At 46.0% G+C, this 17,790-nt stretch carries 17 protein-coding genes; 12 read left to right on the plus strand and 5 right to left on the minus strand.

The features are described 5' to 3' along the window. Positions 1-101: 101 nt before the first annotated feature. The 4 genes from N2K84_RS18805 to tgt form a co-directional block, all read right to left on the minus strand. Positions 102-422, minus strand: a complete 321-nt coding sequence (locus tag N2K84_RS18805; protein WP_282593380.1) for a biotin/lipoyl-containing protein — start codon at positions 420-422, stop codon at positions 102-104. Between the two features lie 17 nt (positions 423-439). Continuing rightward, positions 440-1,984: an acyl-CoA carboxylase subunit beta gene (locus tag N2K84_RS18810; protein ID WP_282593381.1), complete on the minus strand. Its 1,545-nt coding sequence runs from the start codon at positions 1,982-1,984 to the stop codon at positions 440-442. 307 nt (positions 1,985-2,291) lie between these two features. After that, positions 2,292-3,380 (minus strand): LptF/LptG family permease, encoded by a 1,089-nt coding sequence (locus N2K84_RS18815; RefSeq protein ID WP_282593382.1) that lies wholly within the window; start codon positions 3,378-3,380, stop codon positions 2,292-2,294. A 48-nt stretch (positions 3,381-3,428) separates the two neighbouring features. Then, positions 3,429-4,559 (minus strand): tRNA guanosine(34) transglycosylase Tgt, encoded by a 1,131-nt coding sequence (tgt, locus tag N2K84_RS18820; RefSeq protein WP_282593383.1) that lies wholly within the window; start codon positions 4,557-4,559, stop codon positions 3,429-3,431. 142 nt (positions 4,560-4,701) lie between these two features. Between tgt and N2K84_RS18825 the strand changes: the two genes are divergently transcribed. The 9 genes from N2K84_RS18825 to N2K84_RS18865 all read left to right on the plus strand — a co-directional run bounded on the left by N2K84_RS18825 (position 4,702) and on the right by N2K84_RS18865 (position 13,659). After that, a complete protein-coding gene (locus N2K84_RS18825; protein WP_282593384.1) occupies positions 4,702-5,832 on the plus strand; it encodes a glycosyltransferase in 1,131 nt (376 codons plus the stop codon). After that, positions 5,823-6,434: an RNA polymerase sigma factor gene (locus tag N2K84_RS18830; RefSeq protein WP_282593385.1), complete on the plus strand. Its 612-nt coding sequence runs from the start codon at positions 5,823-5,825 to the stop codon at positions 6,432-6,434. The genes N2K84_RS18825 and N2K84_RS18830 overlap by 10 nt, the downstream gene beginning before the upstream one ends. 96 nt (positions 6,435-6,530) lie before the next feature. Continuing rightward, positions 6,531-7,166 (plus strand): 16S rRNA (guanine(527)-N(7))-methyltransferase RsmG, encoded by a 636-nt coding sequence (rsmG, locus tag N2K84_RS18835; RefSeq protein WP_282593386.1) that lies wholly within the window; start codon positions 6,531-6,533, stop codon positions 7,164-7,166. A gap of 86 nt (positions 7,167-7,252) precedes the next feature. Further along, positions 7,253-7,411, plus strand: coding sequence for a 50S ribosomal protein L34 (gene rpmH, locus N2K84_RS18840; RefSeq protein WP_282593387.1), 159 nt, complete (start codon positions 7,253-7,255; stop codon positions 7,409-7,411). 192 nt (positions 7,412-7,603) lie between these two features. Further along, entirely contained in the window at positions 7,604-8,431 is an 828-nt protein-coding gene (locus N2K84_RS18845; protein ID WP_282593388.1) for a PASTA domain-containing protein, read from the plus strand. Then, positions 8,431-9,498 (plus strand): RluA family pseudouridine synthase, encoded by a 1,068-nt coding sequence (locus tag N2K84_RS18850; protein ID WP_282593389.1) that lies wholly within the window; start codon positions 8,431-8,433, stop codon positions 9,496-9,498. Before N2K84_RS18845 ends, N2K84_RS18850 begins: the two co-directional genes overlap by 1 nt. Before the next feature lie 91 nt (positions 9,499-9,589). Beyond that, positions 9,590-10,567, plus strand: coding sequence for a D-alanine--D-alanine ligase (locus tag N2K84_RS18855; protein ID WP_282593390.1), 978 nt, complete (start codon positions 9,590-9,592; stop codon positions 10,565-10,567). A gap of 268 nt (positions 10,568-10,835) precedes the next feature. After that, positions 10,836-12,395 (plus strand): replicative DNA helicase, encoded by a 1,560-nt coding sequence (gene dnaB / locus N2K84_RS18860; RefSeq protein ID WP_282593391.1) that lies wholly within the window; start codon positions 10,836-10,838, stop codon positions 12,393-12,395. Continuing rightward, positions 12,361-13,659: a hypothetical protein gene (locus N2K84_RS18865; RefSeq protein WP_282593392.1), complete on the plus strand. Its 1,299-nt coding sequence runs from the start codon at positions 12,361-12,363 to the stop codon at positions 13,657-13,659. Before dnaB ends, N2K84_RS18865 begins: the two co-directional genes overlap by 35 nt. Positions 13,660-13,701: 42 nt before the next feature. Here the strand turns inward: N2K84_RS18865 and N2K84_RS18870 are convergent, their stop codons facing one another. Continuing rightward, positions 13,702-13,896 carry a hypothetical protein gene (locus N2K84_RS18870; protein ID WP_282593393.1) on the minus strand — a complete coding sequence of 65 codons (195 nt, stop codon included), beginning with the start codon at positions 13,894-13,896 and terminating at the stop codon, positions 13,702-13,704. Between the two features lie 314 nt (positions 13,897-14,210). Here N2K84_RS18870 and N2K84_RS18875 point away from each other — a divergent pair, with 314 nt between their 5' ends. Genes N2K84_RS18875 through N2K84_RS18885 form a run of 3 tightly spaced genes read left to right on the plus strand, consistent with a single transcriptional unit; the run spans position 14,211 to position 17,477 of the window. Beyond that, positions 14,211-15,443: a site-specific integrase gene (locus tag N2K84_RS18875; protein ID WP_282593394.1), complete on the plus strand. Its 1,233-nt coding sequence runs from the start codon at positions 14,211-14,213 to the stop codon at positions 15,441-15,443. 43 nt (positions 15,444-15,486) lie between these two features. Then, positions 15,487-17,067 carry an RNA-binding domain-containing protein gene (locus N2K84_RS18880; protein ID WP_282593395.1) on the plus strand — a complete coding sequence of 527 codons (1,581 nt, stop codon included), beginning with the start codon at positions 15,487-15,489 and terminating at the stop codon, positions 17,065-17,067. Between the two features lie 2 nt (positions 17,068-17,069). After that, positions 17,070-17,477: a MerR family transcriptional regulator gene (locus N2K84_RS18885; RefSeq protein WP_282593396.1), complete on the plus strand. Its 408-nt coding sequence runs from the start codon at positions 17,070-17,072 to the stop codon at positions 17,475-17,477. The last annotated feature ends 313 nt before the right edge of the window (positions 17,478-17,790 follow it).

Here is a 17,790-nt window from a genome sequence, read left to right on the forward strand (position 1 = left end):
CCATATGGAACCATAAACAAACCAACTACAAAATCTAAAATCTCCAAAATCCAGAAAAAGAAAGACCGTCCCAAATTTTGTTTTGAGACGGCCTCCTCTGTTTATTGTGGGATGATTTCGATCATCAGGTGCTTTTTGGGAATTTTGTCACCTACTTTTACATGCACGGAAACAATTTTACCGTTGAAGGGCATCTGAACAATGTTATGCATTTTCATCGCCTCCAGGATTAACAACGGATCTCCTTCTTTCAATTTGTCTCCGGGTTTCACAAACACGTCAATGATTGTTCCCGGGATGAATGAGTAGAGTTCGTTTTCGTCCGGTTTTTCCCATTTTACACGATTTCTGTATTTGGTGGTGTATTCTGTTTTATATACAGCGCTGTGTACAATAATGGTTTCAACTTTTTCTTCTGACATAATCGGTCATTTTTAGTTTAAAATGGGGGTATTCCGTGTTTCTTCGCTGGGCCTGAAATCGATTTGTTTGCCGAAACTTTCAGGGCGTGCAGCAACATTTTGCGGGTGTCCTGGGGTTCAATTACCTCATCGATATAACCACGGGCCGCGGCTACGTATGGGTTGGCAAATTTATCTTTGTATTCCTGAATTTTCTGCTGGCGCATAGCTTCCGGATCTTCGGCTTCGGCAATTTCTTTGCGGAATACGATGTTGGCAGCCCCTTCGGGACCCATTACGGCAATCTCCGCAGTTGGCCAGGCAAATACGAAGTCGGCACGCAGGTGGCGCGAGTTCATGGCAATGTAGCCACCACCATAGGCTTTGCGGATAATCACGGTAATTTTAGGTACGGTTGCTTCACTGTAGGCATACAGGATTTTTGCGCCGTGGCGGATTACGCCTGCATGTTCCTGGTCAACTCCCGGCAAGTATCCTGGCAGGTCTTCCAGGGTAATAATTGGGATGTTGAAGGCGTTGCAGTAGCGGATAAAGCGGGCGGCTTTATCAGAGCTGTCGCAATCAAGCACACCGGCCAGTACTTTGGGCTGGTTGGCAACAAAACCGACCGTTTCGCCGTCCATACGGCCAAAGCCGATAACCAGGTTCGGCGCAAAAAGCTCCATGATTTCAAAGAATTCCGATTTGTCGGTAATTGATTTGATGATATCACGGATGTCGTATGGCATTTTTGCATCTCCCGGGACAATGTTTTCAATTTTCTTTTTGAAGGTAGGTTTCGCCGGTTCCTGAGATTTTGCTTTTTGGGTGTTGTTCCAGGGAATATAGGAAATCAATTGTTTGATCTGCTCGAAACATTCCAATTCGCTTTCTGCATAGAAATGTGCATTTCCTGTTATTTCTGCATGTACACGGGCGCCACCCAGGTCTTCCATCGAAATTTCTTCACCCAAAACAGTTTTAATTACACTTGGTCCGGTGATGAACATTTTCGAAATGTTCTCAACCACAAAAACGAAGTCGGTAAGCGCGGGAGAATAAACTGCACCACCGGCACACGGGCCAAGGATAACGGATATCTGCGGAATAACACCAGAGGCGAGGGTATTGCGGAAAAAGATTTCGCCATAACCAGCCAATGAATTGACCCCTTCCTGGATGCGGGCGCCACCCGAGTCGTTAATCCCGATCAAAGGGACGCGCATTTTCAGGGCATGGTCCATGATCTTGGTGATTTTCCGGGCGTGCATCAGTCCAAGGGAACCTCCGGCAACGGTAAAGTCTTGTGCGAAAATACACACCGGCGAACCTTCAATGGTGCCTGTGCCGATGATGACACCGTCACCATGCAGTTTCATTTTATCCATATCGAAATCGCGGGCTTCATGCACCACGAACATATCATATTCGTGGAATGAGCCCTCGTCCAGGATGTGTATGATCCGTTCGCGGGCGGTGAGTTTTCCCATCGCGACTTGTTTTTCAATGGCTTTTTCACCACCACCCTTGAGTACCTCATCCTTGCGTTTTCTGAGGTCCAGGATATTCCTTTTCAGCGACATAGTAAATAGTTTTTAATTTAAAAAAATGCTCCGGTTGCCCGGAGTTTCATCTCGTAATCACGTTAATGTGAGCAAGTTTTACGCGGCAAAATTATAATTTTTTCACAGACAAAGGTGTTTTATAAAACATTTTGACTTTTCTGTGAACTTTCTGTAAGTTCTTTGGTTTTGAACAATTTTATAACAAGTTTGAAATTTTTAGCTTGTGCTTGGCCAATTGGAAAGCGTGGGTGCTTTGACAGTATGCCCATGCTGCTGTGGCGGTTCATTTCGCTTTTTGCCTTTTTACTTTTGCCTTGGTTTATCATTATCGGCTGGCTTGTTTGTAAAGGTATCCTGCCAGTGCACCGAAGAAGACATTCGGTATCCAGACGGCAATCGATGGCGGCACTGTTCCGGAAAGTGCAAATACTGTAGATATTTGCATGAACATGATGTACGAGAAACTGATCAGAATGCCGAGTCCCAAGTGAAGCCCCAGCCCGCCTTTTACTTTTCGCGAAGCCAGCGACGCTCCAATGAGGGTGAGAATGAATGCCGAGAAGGGTTGCGCCCGACGTTTGTGTTTTTCAATCTCATATTCGGTTGAGTTTACCCCGCGCAGCTGCATGTCCCTTATTTCCTTGTTGAGCCTGGGCAGGGCCAGTGTTTCAACCAGGTTTTTCACGACCCGGTAGTCTTCGGGCGACATATTCAGGGTGGTGTCAATTTTGGTTCCTGTTGTGATGCTTTCCTTGTAACCGTCAATATCACGGATGACATAATTGTTGATTTCCCATTTTTTATTTTCACGGTCCCACTTGATGTAGTCGGCCGAAAGTTTTGAGACCAGTTTTCCGTCATCGAACTTTTCGATGGTGAATTTGTGCCCCACATCGTTCGATGTGTTGTAGGTCTTCATATAGATATATGTCCCCGGGCTGAGCTGTCGGTGAATATTCTGTTCAAGCCCGCGGTAGTTGGTATTGATGTATGTATTCCTGAAATCGACCCGTTTTTTGTTGGCCGGCGGAATGATGAAATTCCCCAGTACATACGAAAAAACGGCGATGATGAATGCTCCTATCATATAGGGACGGATGAGCCGGTGAAAGGAAACACCACTGCTTAAAATGGCAATAATCTCGGAGTTGTAGGCCAGCTTGGAGGTGAAATAAATAACGGCAATAAAAGTGAAAAGGGCACTGAAAAGATTGGCAAAGTAGGGGATGAAGTTCAGATAGTAGTCAAAAACAATGGCATTTAAAGGCGCATCTTTCGAGATAAACTCGTCCAGGTTTTCCGAAATGTCAAAGACGGTTGCAATGCTGATAATCAGAGCGATTGAATAGAAAAATGTTCCCAGGAACTTTCGGATAATGTAGATGTCTATTTTGAATAACTTCGGAAGCTTCATGTGACTAATTTTCAGTACTTAAATTTGTTTGGCCTGGCTGGATATGCCTTACAACCGGCGGGCCAGTTTTTTAACCATCATTTCTTTCCAGCTTTTAAAGTTGTCGGCCAGAATTTGCCTGCGGGCCTCTTTCACCAGCCAAAGGTAAAAAGCCAGGTTGTGTTGGCTGGCAATTTGTGCGCCAAGCATTTCGTTCGAGATCACCAGGTGGCGTAAAAAAGCTCGGGAATATTGGTGGTCAACAAAAGAAGTGCCGTTTGGATCAACTGGCGAAAAATCGTCGGCCCATTTTTTATTACGTATGTTGATAATGCCTTCCTGAGTGAACAACATGCCATTTCGTCCGTTCCGGGTGGGCATCACACAGTCGAACATGTCCACGCCGCGGTCAATGGCTTCCAGAATGTTTACCGGCGTGCCCACGCCCATCAGGTAACGAGGTTTGTTTTTCGGCAGAATGGGGTTCACCACTTCAATCATCGCATACATGTCTGCTTCGGGTTCACCGACCGACAAGCCGCCAATGGCATAACCATCACTGGGAATAGTTGTTACGTGTTTGGCAGCCGCCTCGCGCAGATCGGGGTAAACGCCACCCTGAATAATGGGGAACAACGATTGGTTGTGCCCGTATAGCGGTTTGGTTTTATCCATTTGGATGACACAGCGATCGAGCCAGCGCTGGGTGAGTTCCAGTGATTTTTTGGCGTACGAATATTCGGCATCGCCGGGCGTGCATTCATCAAAGGCCATGATGATGTCGGCGCCGATTTTGCGCTGCACATCAATCACGCTCTCAGGGGTAAACAAGTGGTACGAACCATCGATGTGGGATTGAAACCGGGCGCCTTCTTCCGTGAGTTTACGTATGTCACCCAGCGAAAAAACCTGGTAGCCACCGCTGTCGGTAAGGATGGGGCCATCCCAGCCGTTAAACTTGTGCAGACCACCGGCCCGTTCAATGATGTCCATACCCGGACGCAAATATAAATGGTAGGTATTCCCTAAAATAATCTGGGCTCCAATGTCTTCTTTTAAATCTTTTTTATGAATGCCTTTTACCGAGCCGGCCGTTCCTACCGGCATAAATATCGGCGTTTCGATGGCGCCATGGCCTGTTTGCAGGAGACCTGCGCGTGCTTCTGAGTTAACTGCCTGATGTTTAAGCGTAAAATCCATGTTTGTTTTTTTGAGTGGTCAAAGATAACTATAAAAGTTATACCTCGGGGAAAACGTGCTTTTGTGTATGATCAAGAAAATATTAAATAGGGCGGTATCTTAAAACCGGCGTGATTATTAATTTTGTGGTCAAAATTTGACCATGGCCCCAGATTTCTTCGATCGTACCCTGCTGCAATGGTCCGGCTATGTTATGTTGCTGGCCGGATTTCAGCTTACCCTGTTGTTTCAGTTCGGATTTTATTTTCGGCTATTTTTCCGGAAGAAAAATCCGCAAGTCAATCGTTTCCGTCCGATCAGCGTGCTGATGAATATTCGGAATGAGGAGGAACGAATTGAGAAACTTTTGCTGCAACTGCTTCAGCAGGATTATCCAGAGTTTGAAGTCGTGGTGGTGGATGATTTTTCAGAAGATGCCACCTTGACCATCATTGGGGTGATGGCGAGGAAATATCCGAGATTGAAATTCAGTTCGTTACGGCAGGAGACCCGTTTCTCAGAGAAATTGGCCATGAATCTGGCCTTGAAAGCTGCGACATATGATTGGGTGGTTTTTGTGTCCCCCGAAACCGATACGTTGGATGCACATTTTCTGCAGCGGCTCAGTGAGCAGGCATCCGATTCGGCTGACATCTCCTTAAATTATCTGAATTATTCAGCCCGGCCTGGCTTGTATAACCGACTGTGTCGGGTGGAACGGTTTTTTGCCTTTTTGAGTTCTGCGGCCTATTCCTCGGCGGGGTTGTCCCTGTTTTATCAGCAGTCAAATGTGTTGTTCAATAAACAACTATATTTTGAGGTGGACGGTTTCCGGGGAAAAATGAACGCCCACTTTGCTCATCTCGAACTTGTCTTTAATCAATTTGTACAAAAAAAGGTGGAAGCCTCAGTGACATCCGAAACACGGTTGTCCGAAAATGCATCGCTCGGGAAACCTGAATTTATCGATCTGGTACGCAAGCGGATCCTGCTGTGGCGCGATTTGGGGGTGTTCAAAAAGTTGTTATTATTGATGGATGGATTGTCCGGGATTTTTCTTGTCGCTGGCTTTGGTTGGCTTTTAGTCACGGAAATTCAAAATTGGATGGTCTTCACTTGGCCCGTCTTGTTGGTGTGGCTGCTCCATCTATTTATGGTTAAAACTTTGTTGAATCGTTTGAATGAACGGAAAATCTTCCTATCTTCGTTAATGTACGTTTTTGTTAGCCCGGTTATAGGCCTGTATCATTGGGCAAGAATATACATTCACCTGCAACGAAATAAATGGAATTAAATCCGAACTTATCCGACAAAGCACAGCAAGACTATGCCTTGGTTGAGGCAGCCTTGCAAGGCGAAGAAAAGGCATTTGCCAAGTTGTTGAGCAAATACAAGGATGCCATCTATTACATGCTGTTGAAGATGGTCAATAACAAAAGCGATGCGGAAGACCTGACCATTGAAGCGTTTGGCAAGGCCTTCAAAAACCTGCACCAGTATTCGCCAAACTATGCATTTAGTACCTGGTTGTTTAAAATTGCCTCCAATAATTGCATCGACTTTTTACGGAAGCGGAAAGGTGTGCTTATTTCGATTGAAAACACGCAGGAAAACAGCGACAATGATCCGCCTATCAAGCTGAAGTCCATTGACCCCGATCCGGAACAAAAACTCATTCGTATCCAGAAAGCCATTTTGCTGCGCCGGATCGTCCATCGCCTGAAACCCCGCTACCGGACCTTGGTTGAGTTACGGTACTTTCACGAATATTCGTATGAGGAAATCGCTAAAGAGCTAAATTTGCCCCTTGGTACAGTAAAGGCTCAGCTTTTCAGAGCCCGCGAAATGCTCTTCAAAATGATTGAGTCCACCGAGATGGATGATCATGAGGATTAGTTGCATGGCATGGTAAATCAACACTGTTCGATTGAGGCAGCGAACCTGTATTGCTGTTGTTGCCTTGTATGAAATGGATTGTCACTGAAAAAATCTATGGAAATCATTCAAAAATATTTTTCCGGACTAAGCGCCGGTCAGCTGGAGCAATTTGCAGCGTTGGAGGGGTTGTACCGCGAGTGGAACGAAAAAATTAACGTCATTTCGCGGAAAGATATCGATCAGTTATACGAACGGCACGTACTCCATTCGCTAGGCATTGCCAAAGTGATCAGCTTCAAGCCAGGCACCAGAATCATGGATGTGGGTACCGGTGGCGGTTTTCCGGGGATTCCGCTGGCCATCATGTTTCCCGAAGCGGAATTTTTGCTCGTCGATTCAATCGCGAAAAAAATCAGCGTGGTGGAGGCGGTGGCTGCTGGCCTGGGGTTGACAAATGTCCGCGCACAGCAAAACCGGGCCGAGAAAGTTCCCGGTCAGTTTGACTTTATCATCAGCCGCGCCGTGACCGCTTTCCCTAAATTTGTGTCGTTGGTGAGGACCAAAGTTAGCGCCCGGCAACAAAACGAATTGGCCAACGGCATTCTTTACCTCAAAGGGGGCGACTTTGACGAGGAGCTCGAACACTTTAAAAATCAAGTAAAACTGTATGCGTTGTCCGATTTTTTCGAGGAGGAGTTTTTTGAAACCAAGAAAGTCATTCACCTCGAATTGAAAAATAACCGAAAATAACCCGTGATATTTTGGAAGGAATCAAAAAAGATTTATTTTTGCAGTCCGAAATAAACGGGAGTACACTCATATAAAAATATTTACCAATGAAAAGGACATTTCAACCATCGAACAGAAAGCGTAGAAACAAGCATGGTTTTCGCGAAAGAATGTCTACTGTGGGCGGGCGTTTGGTGTTAAAATCACGTCGTGCCAAAGGTAGAAAAAAACTGACCGTTTCTGACGAACCAAGACATAAACGTTAAGGAATACCCGGAACGTTATACTGCATAGAAAGGTAAAGAATTACGATTCTTTACCTTTTTGTGTGTTTGGGCCATTCCTTCGTGCGATCCTGGTTGCTGTCAGATTTTTATTTTCGGGACAATTCCGGCTTTCGCATACTAAATTTTAAGCTATTTTTGTTTCTTGTTTTAAAGAATCAATCTGCTTTCATCATGAGTTTCAAAGCATATCTTACCAGTAAGGTTTTCTTGAAAAATCTGCTTCTTGCCATCGGTATTACGGTTGTCGTTCTGCTGATTACCATGTGGGGCATCCGCTTGTACACCAATCATGGAGAATCGTTTGCTGTGCCCGATTTTTCGGGGATGGAACTTGAACAGGCAGAGCAACTTGCAGCGGGAAGAAACCTGAACTATCAGGTGGTGGATTCGCTTTACGTGGCCAACGTTAATCCCGGAGCAGTAATTGATCAGGTTCCGGTGTCCGGTTTCTTGGTAAAGGAAGGACGTACGGTTTTTCTGACCATTTGTGCCAAAAATCCCGAGCAAGTGGCGATGCCCAAGCTGACCGATATTTCTTTCCGACAGGCTGTTAACATTATGCAAGGAGCAGGGCTGAATGTGGGCGAGGTTACCTATGTCTTCTCCGAATATCCCAACCTGGTGTTGTCGCAACAGCTGGAGGGCAAAGATATTGCCACAGGCGCTTTGGTAGGCAAAGGATCGGCCATTGATCTGGTGATCGGGAAGTCCGGCTCGGGCGAAAAAACGGTGGTGCCCAATCTGGTTGGGGTAACCCTGGAGCAGGCCAAAAGCGAGCTGGGGACGCTGTTTCTTCAGGTAGGAGCCGTTATTTACGACGGAACAGTAGCAACCGGACAAGATTCGCTTCAGGCAAAAATCTGGCAACAACGCCCCGAGGCCGCCACTACCGGCGAAATCGACCTTGGAACATCCATCGATTTGTGGCTGACCCTGGATGACACAAAATTTACTCCTGAAACAGAAGACACAGAAGAACCAGAAAACGAATTATTTTAATGCTGGAAGAAAGAGACGATCTATTTGATGAACAGGACGAGCTGGAAGAGAACGGACTGTACGAACATTACAAACTGCTGGTGGATCCCGGTCAGTCGCAACTGCGCGTGGACAAGTATCTGGTGAACCGCATCGACAATGCCTCCCGGAGCCGGATACAGGCAGCGGCCGATGCCGGAAACATCCTGGTGAACGGCAGTGCGGTCAAATCGAACTATAAAGTGAAGCCAGGGGACGAGGTGGCTATTGTGATGGATTTTCCCCGGCGCGAGCTGCAAATTATCCCCGAAGATATTCCGCTGGACATTGTTTATGAGGATGATCAATTAATTGTGATCAATAAACCGGCAGGTCTGGTGGTTCATCCGGGCCACGGAAACTATTCCGGCACCCTGGTAAACGCATTGGCTTGGTACTACAAGGATTTGCCTTTGTTTAAAAGCAGCGATCCCCGGCCGGGACTGGTGCACCGGATCGATAAAAATACCTCGGGACTGATGGTGGTGGCTAAAACCGAACTGGCCAAAACGAAACTATCCCTGCAATTTTTTGAAAAAACAACTAAACGTCAGTATGTGGCTCTGGTATGGGGGCGGCTAAAGGAACCCGAAGGGACTATCGAAGGGCATATTGGACGCAGCCAGAAGGATCGTCAGGTGTTTACGGTTTATGAGGATGGCGAGTACGGAAAGCCTGCCGTAACGCATTACAAGCTCATCGAAGAGTTGGGTTATGTCAGTTTGGTGCAATGCCAGCTCGAAACCGGACGCACCCACCAAATCCGGGTCCATATGAAGCACATTGGCCATCCGCTGTTTAACGACGACACGTATGGCGGCGATAAGGTGTTGTGGGGCACCACGTTTTCGAAGTACAAGCAGTTTGTGCAGAATTGCTTCAAAATATTGCCCAGGCAGGCCCTTCATGCCAAAACGCTGGGCTTTGTTCATCCTACAACCGGCGAGGAAATGCTGTTCGACTCGGAACTTGCTGCCGATATGACCGAGGCCATCAACAAATGGCGCGACTACATCTCAAACCGGAACCTGACGGGGAGTGAAGATTGATGATTAGTGATTGAAGATTGGCGATTAGCGACTAACGATTGAAGCCCGATTCCGGCGGAGGCTGGAGTAAACGCTCGAAACTCAACTTTGTATGAAAAAAAATATTGCCGTGGTTTACGGAGGCGACTCGTCTGAATTTGTGGTCTCTGTGCAGAGTGGAAAAAATGTGTATGAATCTATCGACCGGGACCTGTTTCAACCTTGGCTGGTGGAAATGAAAAACCAAACCTGGAAGGTGGTGGTTAACGGTGAAAAAATTGCCGATGTGGATAAGGGCGACTTCAGTTTCACTCACAACGGGCAGAAAATAGCGTTCGACTATGCCTATATCATCATTCACGGTACCCCCGGCGAAGATGGCATCCTGCAAGGCTATTTCGAGTTGATGAATGTTCCTTATTCCTCTTGTGGCGTTCATGCTTCCGCGCTTACCTTCAATAAATATTTCTGCTGCAACTACCTGCGTAATTTCAACATCCCCATGGCCAAATCCGTTCGGGTGATGAAAGGTCGGCCGGTTGATGCTGCGCAACTGGCCAATCAGCTGGGACTTCCGGTTTTTGTAAAGCCCAACGCGGGGGGCTCCAGCTTTGGTGTCACCAAGGTGAAGTCGGTGGATGACCTGGAAGATGCTGTGCAGAAGGCTTGGGAAGAAAGCGACGAAGCCCTGGTGGAAGAATTTATCGCAGGCGCCGAGTTTACGTGCGGGTTGGTCAAATTGAAAGAGCAGGAAATCATTTTCCCGATTACCGAAGTGCTGCCTAAAAACGAATTTTTCGACTATGAGGCCAAGTACACCAAGGGGATGACCGACGAAATTACCCCGGCCCGCATCTCCCCCGAACTCACTGCCGAATGCCAGCAGCTGGCCTCCCGAATTTACGATTTGTGCAACTGCAAGGGCATTGTCCGCGTCGATTTTATCCTGAGGGACGGCAAGTTCTACTTCCTGGAAGTGAACACGACCCCCGGAATGACGGCTACCAGCTTTATCCCGCAACAAATTGCCGCCATGGGCATGGACCTGAAAGATATGCTCACCCTGATCATTCAGGACGGGCTCCGATAAATCACGTTTCCTTTTCCTGAAAACCACACGTTGTTCTGGAAGAAATTACGCGTGGTTTTTGATGAGGGATGCTGTCTGTGTTTCGTATCGAGAAAATCGAACGGTTATTTTTGAACAAGTTGTTATCATTTTAGTTCCCCGATTGTTTAAAACTTACCGGACAATTTATTTCCATTTTGAGGTGGCTTGGCTACCTTTAAAACCTTTTACTTTTAAAACTTTGTTGATATTAAGGCGCTGACAGTCAGTTGGTACATTATTAATTATTATGGCAGGAGAACGTAAAAATACCCGGACAAATACTAAAGCAAGCCCGACCATTGAGCAGATTAATGCCCAGTATGGAAAATTGCCGCCGCAAGCACTAGATGTGGAGGAAGCCGTGTTGGGAGCCTTGATGCTGGAACGTGATGCATACGTGTCTGTTGCTGATATCATTGATACGGGCAGTTTTTACAAAGAGGAACACCGGAAAATTTTTGAAGCGATAAAATATCTATCAACCCACGAAAAGCCGGTTGACTTGTTGATGGTTACCCAGGAACTGAAAAACCGGAACGAGCTCGACGAAGTGGGCGGTCCCCTGTATATCACCCAATTGACCAGCCGCGTAGCTTCGGCGGCACACATCGAATTTCACGCCCGCATTATCGCTCAGAAATACATTCAGCGCGAACTGATTCGCGTGTCGTCCGAAATTCAGGCCAAAGCGTACGATACCAACATGGACGTGGACGACCTGATTGACTTCTCGGAAACGGCCCTGTTCAAAGTGGCCGAAGGAAACATCAAAAAGGAAACCTTGCCGATCAAGCCTATTCTGAAGGAAGCAGCCATGCTGATTGAGCAGGCTTCGTTGCGCGAAGACGGCCTGAGCGGTGTGCCCAGTGGTTTCACTGCGCTCGACCGCATGACCTCGGGCTGGCAAAAAACCGACCTGGTCATCATTGCCGCCCGTCCGGCCATGGGTAAAACGGCTTTCGTTCTTTCCATGGCGCGTAACATGGCTGTTGAGCACAAAAAAGGCGTTGCCGTGTTTTCGTTGGAGATGTCATCGGTGCAGCTTGTCAACCGTTTGATTGCCGCCGAAACCGAACTGGGTTCCGAAAAAATTAAAAACGGGCGTTTGGCCGACTGGGAATGGGAACATTTCAACCGGAAACTGAATGTGCTGGAAGATGCACCCATGTTTATTGACGACACCCCGGCGCTATCCATCTTTGAGTTCCGGGCAAAATGCCGGCGCCTGAAGATGCAGCACGATATTGGTGTAGTGATTGTGGACTACCTGCAGCTAATGACTGCCGGCGATGTGGGTCGGGGCAGCCGCGAGCAGGAAGTGAGCATGATCTCGCGCTCGCTGAAAGCCATTGCCAAGGAGCTGGATATTCCGATTCTGGCCTTGTCGCAGTTGAGCCGTGCGGTGGAATCGCGCGAAGGAAGGCGCCCTCAGTTGTCCGACTTGCGTGAATCGGGCGCCATTGAGCAGGATGCCGACTTGGTGCTGTTCATCCACCGTCCCGAATATTACGGGATTACGGAGGACGAAAACGGGAACTCCTTGTTGGGCGTGGCCGAGATTATTGTGGCCAAACACCGGAACGGTTCGGTGGGCGATGTGCAACTGGCCTTCAAGAAACAGCAGGTTAAGTTTTGTGATCTGGAGAGTGTTATTCCCGAAGAGATTGGTGGCGGTATTGTTGGGCAAACGTTCAGTTCGAAAATGAATGCCGACCCGGGCGCTCCGGCCATGCCTGCCAATACGGGTTTTGAAACCGAAAACGTGGGTTCGTATGGAAAACCGGGTTCCGACTTTGTTCCGTTCTGATTGCCGCAGAAAGGCTTTTATGCTGCTGGCTTTCCTGGTGTTGCTCGTTCAGCAAAGCCTGGCGGTGTACCTGTTGGTGCCGATGGACGATCGGCAAAAAAATCATCTCAAAGCGTACGGAATTGCCTATTGGGCACTCGAACGTGCCATCGAGGTGAAATGGTTGCTCAACTACCGGGGTGGCAGCTTTCTTATTCCTTATGACGCCGGGGTTGAAAACGAATGCCTTGTACGCGGGGTAAGCCTCGAACAGCTGGCTGATGCCCAGGCCAACGCCTTGCTGGCCGACATGGCCCGTCCCGAAGTGAACCAGGATGCTGTGAGCATGCAAAAGGCCCCGAAAATTGCCGTCTATTCGCCGCCCAACAAACAGCCCTGGGACGATGCTGTAACGCTGGTGCTCACCTACGCTGAAATTAGGTACGACATTATTTACGATGAAGAAATTCTGGGCGGAAAGCTGAAAGATTACGACTGGCTTCACCTTCATCACGAAGATTTTACCGGGCAGTTTGGGAAGTTCTACCGGAATTATCAAAATATGCCCTGGTACCAGGAAGAAGTGAGCACCAACCAGGAGTTGGCACAACGGCTTGGTTTCCTGAAAGTATCTGAGATGAAACGGGTGGTGGCAAGCGAAGTTCGGAATTACCTGGAGCTGGGGGGCTTTCTGTTTGCCATGTGCGCGGCTACCGATACTTATGATATTGCGATGGCTGCCGGACAGGTGGATATTTGCGAGTCGATGTACGATGGAGACCCGGCCGACCCTGACATGAACGGGAAACTAGACTATGAGCAAACCCTGGCTTTTACCGATTTTACCGTCGAGCCGAACCCATATGTTTATGAGTTTTCCGACATAGATGTGTCCACCACGCGGAAGGTGCAGCAAAATCAGGATTTCTTTACCTTGTTCGATTTCTCGGCCAAGTGGGACCCCATACCCACCATGCTTACTCAAAACCACAGCCGCATAATCAAAGGGTTTATGGGGCAGACCACGGCGTTTGATGCCCGTTTAATCAAGCCAAATGTACTCGTGATGGGCGAGAACAAAGCTGCCGGTGAAGCCCGGTACATTCACGGCGAAACCGGCAAAGGCTTCTGGACCTTCTACGGAGGGCACGACCCGGAAGACTACCGTCACCTGGTAGGCGATCCGCCAACCGACCTGAACCTTCACCCCAGCTCACCTGGCTACCGGCTCATCCTGAACAATGTGCTGTTTCCTGCCGCCAAAAAGAAGAAACAGAAGACGTAAGCAACTTCATATTGGCAAGCCAGGTCCATGAGTTTGATAGTCCTAAAATGCGATCCCAAGGCTTATCCCGATACGTGCCCAGGAGTACGCAATGTTGCTCCGTTTTATTTTTTTAACGATGTTTCCTGACGTTGAAACATCTACTTTATCCCGAAGAAAGGAGGGCAAGTCGTCAATTCCCTCCTGGATGTCGGCTTTAATTTCCGGCACCTGTTCCAGGTCGGGGATTAATCCCACAACTTTTCGAATTGATCCATTCTATAAGTATCTGGTATGTATCAAAATAAAAAAGCAGCTAAGAAGCTTTCTTAACTGCTTGATTTTTAAGTAGCGAGAGCCGGGCATGATCCGGCGACCTCATGATTATGAATCAGAAAAAATCTGTTTTCTTTAATTTCTATAATTTCATATCTATTGTGCAATTGTCAGTAGTGTAGTATTTTATGTTGGTAGGTGAACTATTTATTTTTTGCTTAATTTGGATGGATAGACTAATTTTGTGTGCAAATTGTGTGCAAATACTTATTGCACACGGAATATATTAGGAGCCCATGTTTACTTATGCAAATAATGGAATAACAGTCGCCTCAATTCTTGATCAACGAAAAGAATTGAAAGGAGAGATATTTCCTGTAAAGATACGTGTAACTTTTAAAAGAGTACGAAAATACTACGCTACAGGAAAGAAAATGAGCATAGATGATTGGGACAACTTACCAGAAACGAGAAGTCGAAATAAGATTTCAATACGTGATGATATTCAATATTCGTTCGAAAAAGTAAAAGATGCTGTAATAAAATTAGAACGGGAAGGCGGTTTTTCGCTGGCTGCATTAAACAGTTACCTCGGGAAAAATGCAAGTGATACATTAAATCAAGCTTTTCAGTTAAAAATAGAGAACCTGCGCGGGAATGAACAGATTAACAGCCATGAGTATTATAGCTATACACTGAAAAGTATTGAAAAATTTGCGGGCAAAAATATTGGTTTCGATTCAGTTACTCCGGATTGGTTGCGCAAATTCGAGAAACATCTGTTGCAGGAAGGTAAGTCTTATACCACAGTGGGGATGAGATGTCGGGCAATTCGAGCCGTAATGAACATTGCAAAAGAAGCTCATATTGTTAAAGAAAGTCAATATCCTTTTGGTAGGGGGAAATATGAGATCCCGACCGGACAGGGAAGAAAGCTTGCATTGACGCTACAACAGATTAAACAGCTCGTGAATTATTCTGATGGTAGCGAGGCGATTGAACATGCGAGGGACATGTGGTTTTTCTCCTATCTCTGTAATGGGATCAACTTTGCGGATATGCTGACATTGAAACGTTCGAATATAAAGAATGGGGAGATATCGTTTATGAGAGCAAAGACAAGAACCACGGCAAAAGTAAAAAAGGGAATTAGTGCTATCGTAACGACGGAGATGGAGGCTATCATGACGCGATGGGGGAATAAGGACAAAAGCCCAGATAGTTACATCTTTAACTTTCTCAAAGGTGATGAATCGCCAGCAAGAATAAAGGCCAGGACAAGGGATGTTATAAGTAATTGCAATCGTCGCCTTCGAAAAATAGGGAAAGCCATTGGTATAGAGGGATTAAGTACTTATTCTGCCCGACATTCCTTCGCAACTGTTTTAAAAAGATCAGGTTCAAACATCGCCTATATCTCGGAAAGCTTAGGCCATAATGATTTGAAGACGACAGAAAACTATTTGGCCTCTTTTGAAAAAGAAGAACGGGTTAAGAACGCAAGTTTTCTGACGAATTTTGGCGATTAAACGATTTTCAAATTTGTATTTTTATAGACCCAAATAAACCTGCATGGCAATACACATTAATATTGAAAAGTTGATTTCTGGAAAAATCGTTGAAGGTGAACGGATAGAGTACAAAAAGGGATGGAACCCGGCAGCGATTTATCGGACAATCTGTGCATTCGCCAATGATTTTGAGAATATTGGTGGAGGCTATATCATTGTTGGCGCTGAAGAAGAAAAAGGAAGGGCAAAACGTCCTGTTACCGGTATTGCTGTCGATGAACTGGATGCTATTCAAAAGAAGATGGTCGAATACAACAAATTGATCAACCCTCACTACGATCCTAAAATCAGCATTGAAACAATTGATGATGCTTCAATTCTGGTCATATGGGTTCCGGGAGGAAATCAGCGCCCTTACGAGGTTCCCGAAGATGTAACTGTAAAGAAAAATAAAAAACACCGGTACTACATCCGGAGATATGCAAGTACAGTCCAGGCAGACAAAGACGAACGCGACGAATTGATAAGCCTCACCCGTCAAACACCGTTCGACGACAGGATTAATACGCAAGCAAGTGTTGAAGATATATCACCGCTCTTAGTCAGGGAATATTTACAGAATGTGAACAGCTCCCTGGCAGAACAAATTGAAACCACCCCCATTAATGAGATTTACAGGGCAATGGATTTGATAAGCGGGCCCAGCGAATTGCTTTATCCCAAAAATATTGCCTTGATGATGTTTAATTACCGGCCGGAGAAGTTCTTTCCCTATTCTCGAATCGAAATTGTTGAATTTCCCAATGGCTTGGGCGACCCTGTATTTTTTGAGAAACCAGCGATAACGGGCCCGGTTTATGTGCAGATACAAAAAGCACTGGGCCAACTGGAAAGTATTGTATTAAAAGAACGAATCCATAAATTGCCTGACCGGGCAGAAGCCCAAAGGGTCTGGAATTATCCATTCCGTGCTTTGGAGGAAAGTGTTGTGAATGCCCTATATCACAGAAATTGGGAAATCAGGGAACCGGTTGAAATACGGATTTTACCGGATTGTATTGAGATCGTCAACCAGGGAGGTCCTGACCGAAGTGCCAAAATGGAGGAGATTCAAAAAGGGCTAATTCATAACCGAAGGTATCGGAATCGGAGGATTGGCGATTTCCTGAAAGAATTGGACATGACTGAAGGCAGGGGAACCGGGATTCCAATTATCCGCAGGGAAATGGAGAGGAACGGTTCGCCCGAACCTCGATTTGAAACCGACGAGAATTACAGTTACTTCATAACAACACTTCCAATACATCCCGCTTTCTTCGCAGAAGATGAAATAAGCGAGGGTGTAAACAAAGGAGTAAAAACCAATGCCAGTCAACATGATAATGTTTTAAGGCTTATTCGCGAGGGTGTAAATGAGGGTGTAAATGAGGGTGTAAATGAAAATGTCTATGACATCATAAGCATTCTTACGAATGTAGCAGGACTGAATGCAGTAGAGATTGCATCCCGTACAAAAAGAGGACTTTCTACTATTGAACGATACTTACGTTTGCTGCGGAAAAAAGAAATCATTGAATTTAGGGGAGCACCTAAAACTGGCGGCTATCACCTAACGGAAAAAGCAAAGAAATTGTTGAAATAGTCATGGCCCGTCGTAAGCAATACAAAATATTAGCCAGGCAAACTGCAATTTATAAGACGATTGTCTCCGAGTTGCAGAAAAACCCAGAACTGGCTGATTACGATATGGACACCATCGAAATTTCCGTTAAAAAGAAAATTACGCCCCGAATCCAAAATGTGGACAAGGCAATACGCAACCTAACAACTTATTTGGCAGTAAATAAAGAATACATCAAAACCTTCAACGGTGAAACGATCGTATCAAAAAAAGAGATCGCCAAAATGTTGAAAATATCGCGACCAACGCTGGATAAATGGATCCGGGAGAAATTTATAACCCCCGTACAATCAGAAGCTTTATCCAAAACCGAAACCTTCCCTCCTGACCTGATCCTGAAACAACTTCAAAAACAAAAAAATAAAAAGTAAAAAAAGTTTTCAACTTTACATCGTATCGATTTGATATAATCTGACAATAAAACGAATGTCTGCTCCAACTTTCCCGCTAATATTTGATTTAAAATGTCGTCATAGGCTTACTTGTGTAACGCCATTTATCTAATTGACTTTCAATTATATTCATTTTTATTTTACACTCAAATTCAAAACGATGTGTAACTATAAATTTGAGTATTATGCCGAACATCATTGTAACAACGCCCGACGAACTAAGGGCAATCGTAAGTGAGGCAGTTTCCCAGGCACTGCCCAAACAGGCTTCTCCTCAGCCAACAATTGATAC

Origin of the sequence: Gaoshiqia sediminis, from assembly GCF_025907915.1 — a bacterium.
Lineage (GTDB): Bacteria > Bacteroidota > Bacteroidia > Bacteroidales > Prolixibacteraceae > Gaoshiqia > Gaoshiqia sediminis.

What these genes read in the sequence shown, in the direction of transcription:
- N2K84_RS18845 (WP_282593388.1), top strand. Translation starts at nt 7,604, where the DNA reads ATGAGTTTCAAAGCATATCTTACCAGTAAGGTTTTCTTGAAAAATCTG.
- tgt (WP_282593383.1), bottom strand. Translation starts at nt 4,559, where the DNA reads ATGGATTTTACGCTTAAACATCAGGCAGTTAACTCAGAAGCACGCGCA.
- N2K84_RS18885 (WP_282593396.1), top strand. Translation starts at nt 17,070, where the DNA reads ATGGCCCGTCGTAAGCAATACAAAATATTAGCCAGGCAAACTGCAATT.
- N2K84_RS18875 (WP_282593394.1), top strand. Translation starts at nt 14,211, where the DNA reads ATGTTTACTTATGCAAATAATGGAATAACAGTCGCCTCAATTCTTGAT.
- N2K84_RS18855 (WP_282593390.1), top strand. Translation starts at nt 9,590, where the DNA reads ATGAAAAAAAATATTGCCGTGGTTTACGGAGGCGACTCGTCTGAATTT.
- rsmG (WP_282593386.1), top strand. Translation starts at nt 6,531, where the DNA reads ATGGAAATCATTCAAAAATATTTTTCCGGACTAAGCGCCGGTCAGCTG.
- N2K84_RS18880 (WP_282593395.1), top strand. Translation starts at nt 15,487, where the DNA reads ATGGCAATACACATTAATATTGAAAAGTTGATTTCTGGAAAAATCGTT.
- dnaB (WP_282593391.1), top strand. Translation starts at nt 10,836, where the DNA reads ATGGCAGGAGAACGTAAAAATACCCGGACAAATACTAAAGCAAGCCCG.
- N2K84_RS18830 (WP_282593385.1), top strand. Translation starts at nt 5,823, where the DNA reads ATGGAATTAAATCCGAACTTATCCGACAAAGCACAGCAAGACTATGCC.
- rpmH (WP_282593387.1), top strand. Translation starts at nt 7,253, where the DNA reads ATGAAAAGGACATTTCAACCATCGAACAGAAAGCGTAGAAACAAGCAT.
- N2K84_RS18850 (WP_282593389.1), top strand. Translation starts at nt 8,431, where the DNA reads ATGCTGGAAGAAAGAGACGATCTATTTGATGAACAGGACGAGCTGGAA.
- N2K84_RS18825 (WP_282593384.1), top strand. Translation starts at nt 4,702, where the DNA reads ATGGCCCCAGATTTCTTCGATCGTACCCTGCTGCAATGGTCCGGCTAT.
- N2K84_RS18815 (WP_282593382.1), bottom strand. Translation starts at nt 3,380, where the DNA reads ATGAAGCTTCCGAAGTTATTCAAAATAGACATCTACATTATCCGAAAG.
- N2K84_RS18805 (WP_282593380.1), bottom strand. Translation starts at nt 422, where the DNA reads ATGTCAGAAGAAAAAGTTGAAACCATTATTGTACACAGCGCTGTATAT.
- N2K84_RS18865 (WP_282593392.1), top strand. Translation starts at nt 12,361, where the DNA reads ATGGAAAACCGGGTTCCGACTTTGTTCCGTTCTGATTGCCGCAGAAAG.
- N2K84_RS18810 (WP_282593381.1), bottom strand. Translation starts at nt 1,984, where the DNA reads ATGTCGCTGAAAAGGAATATCCTGGACCTCAGAAAACGCAAGGATGAG.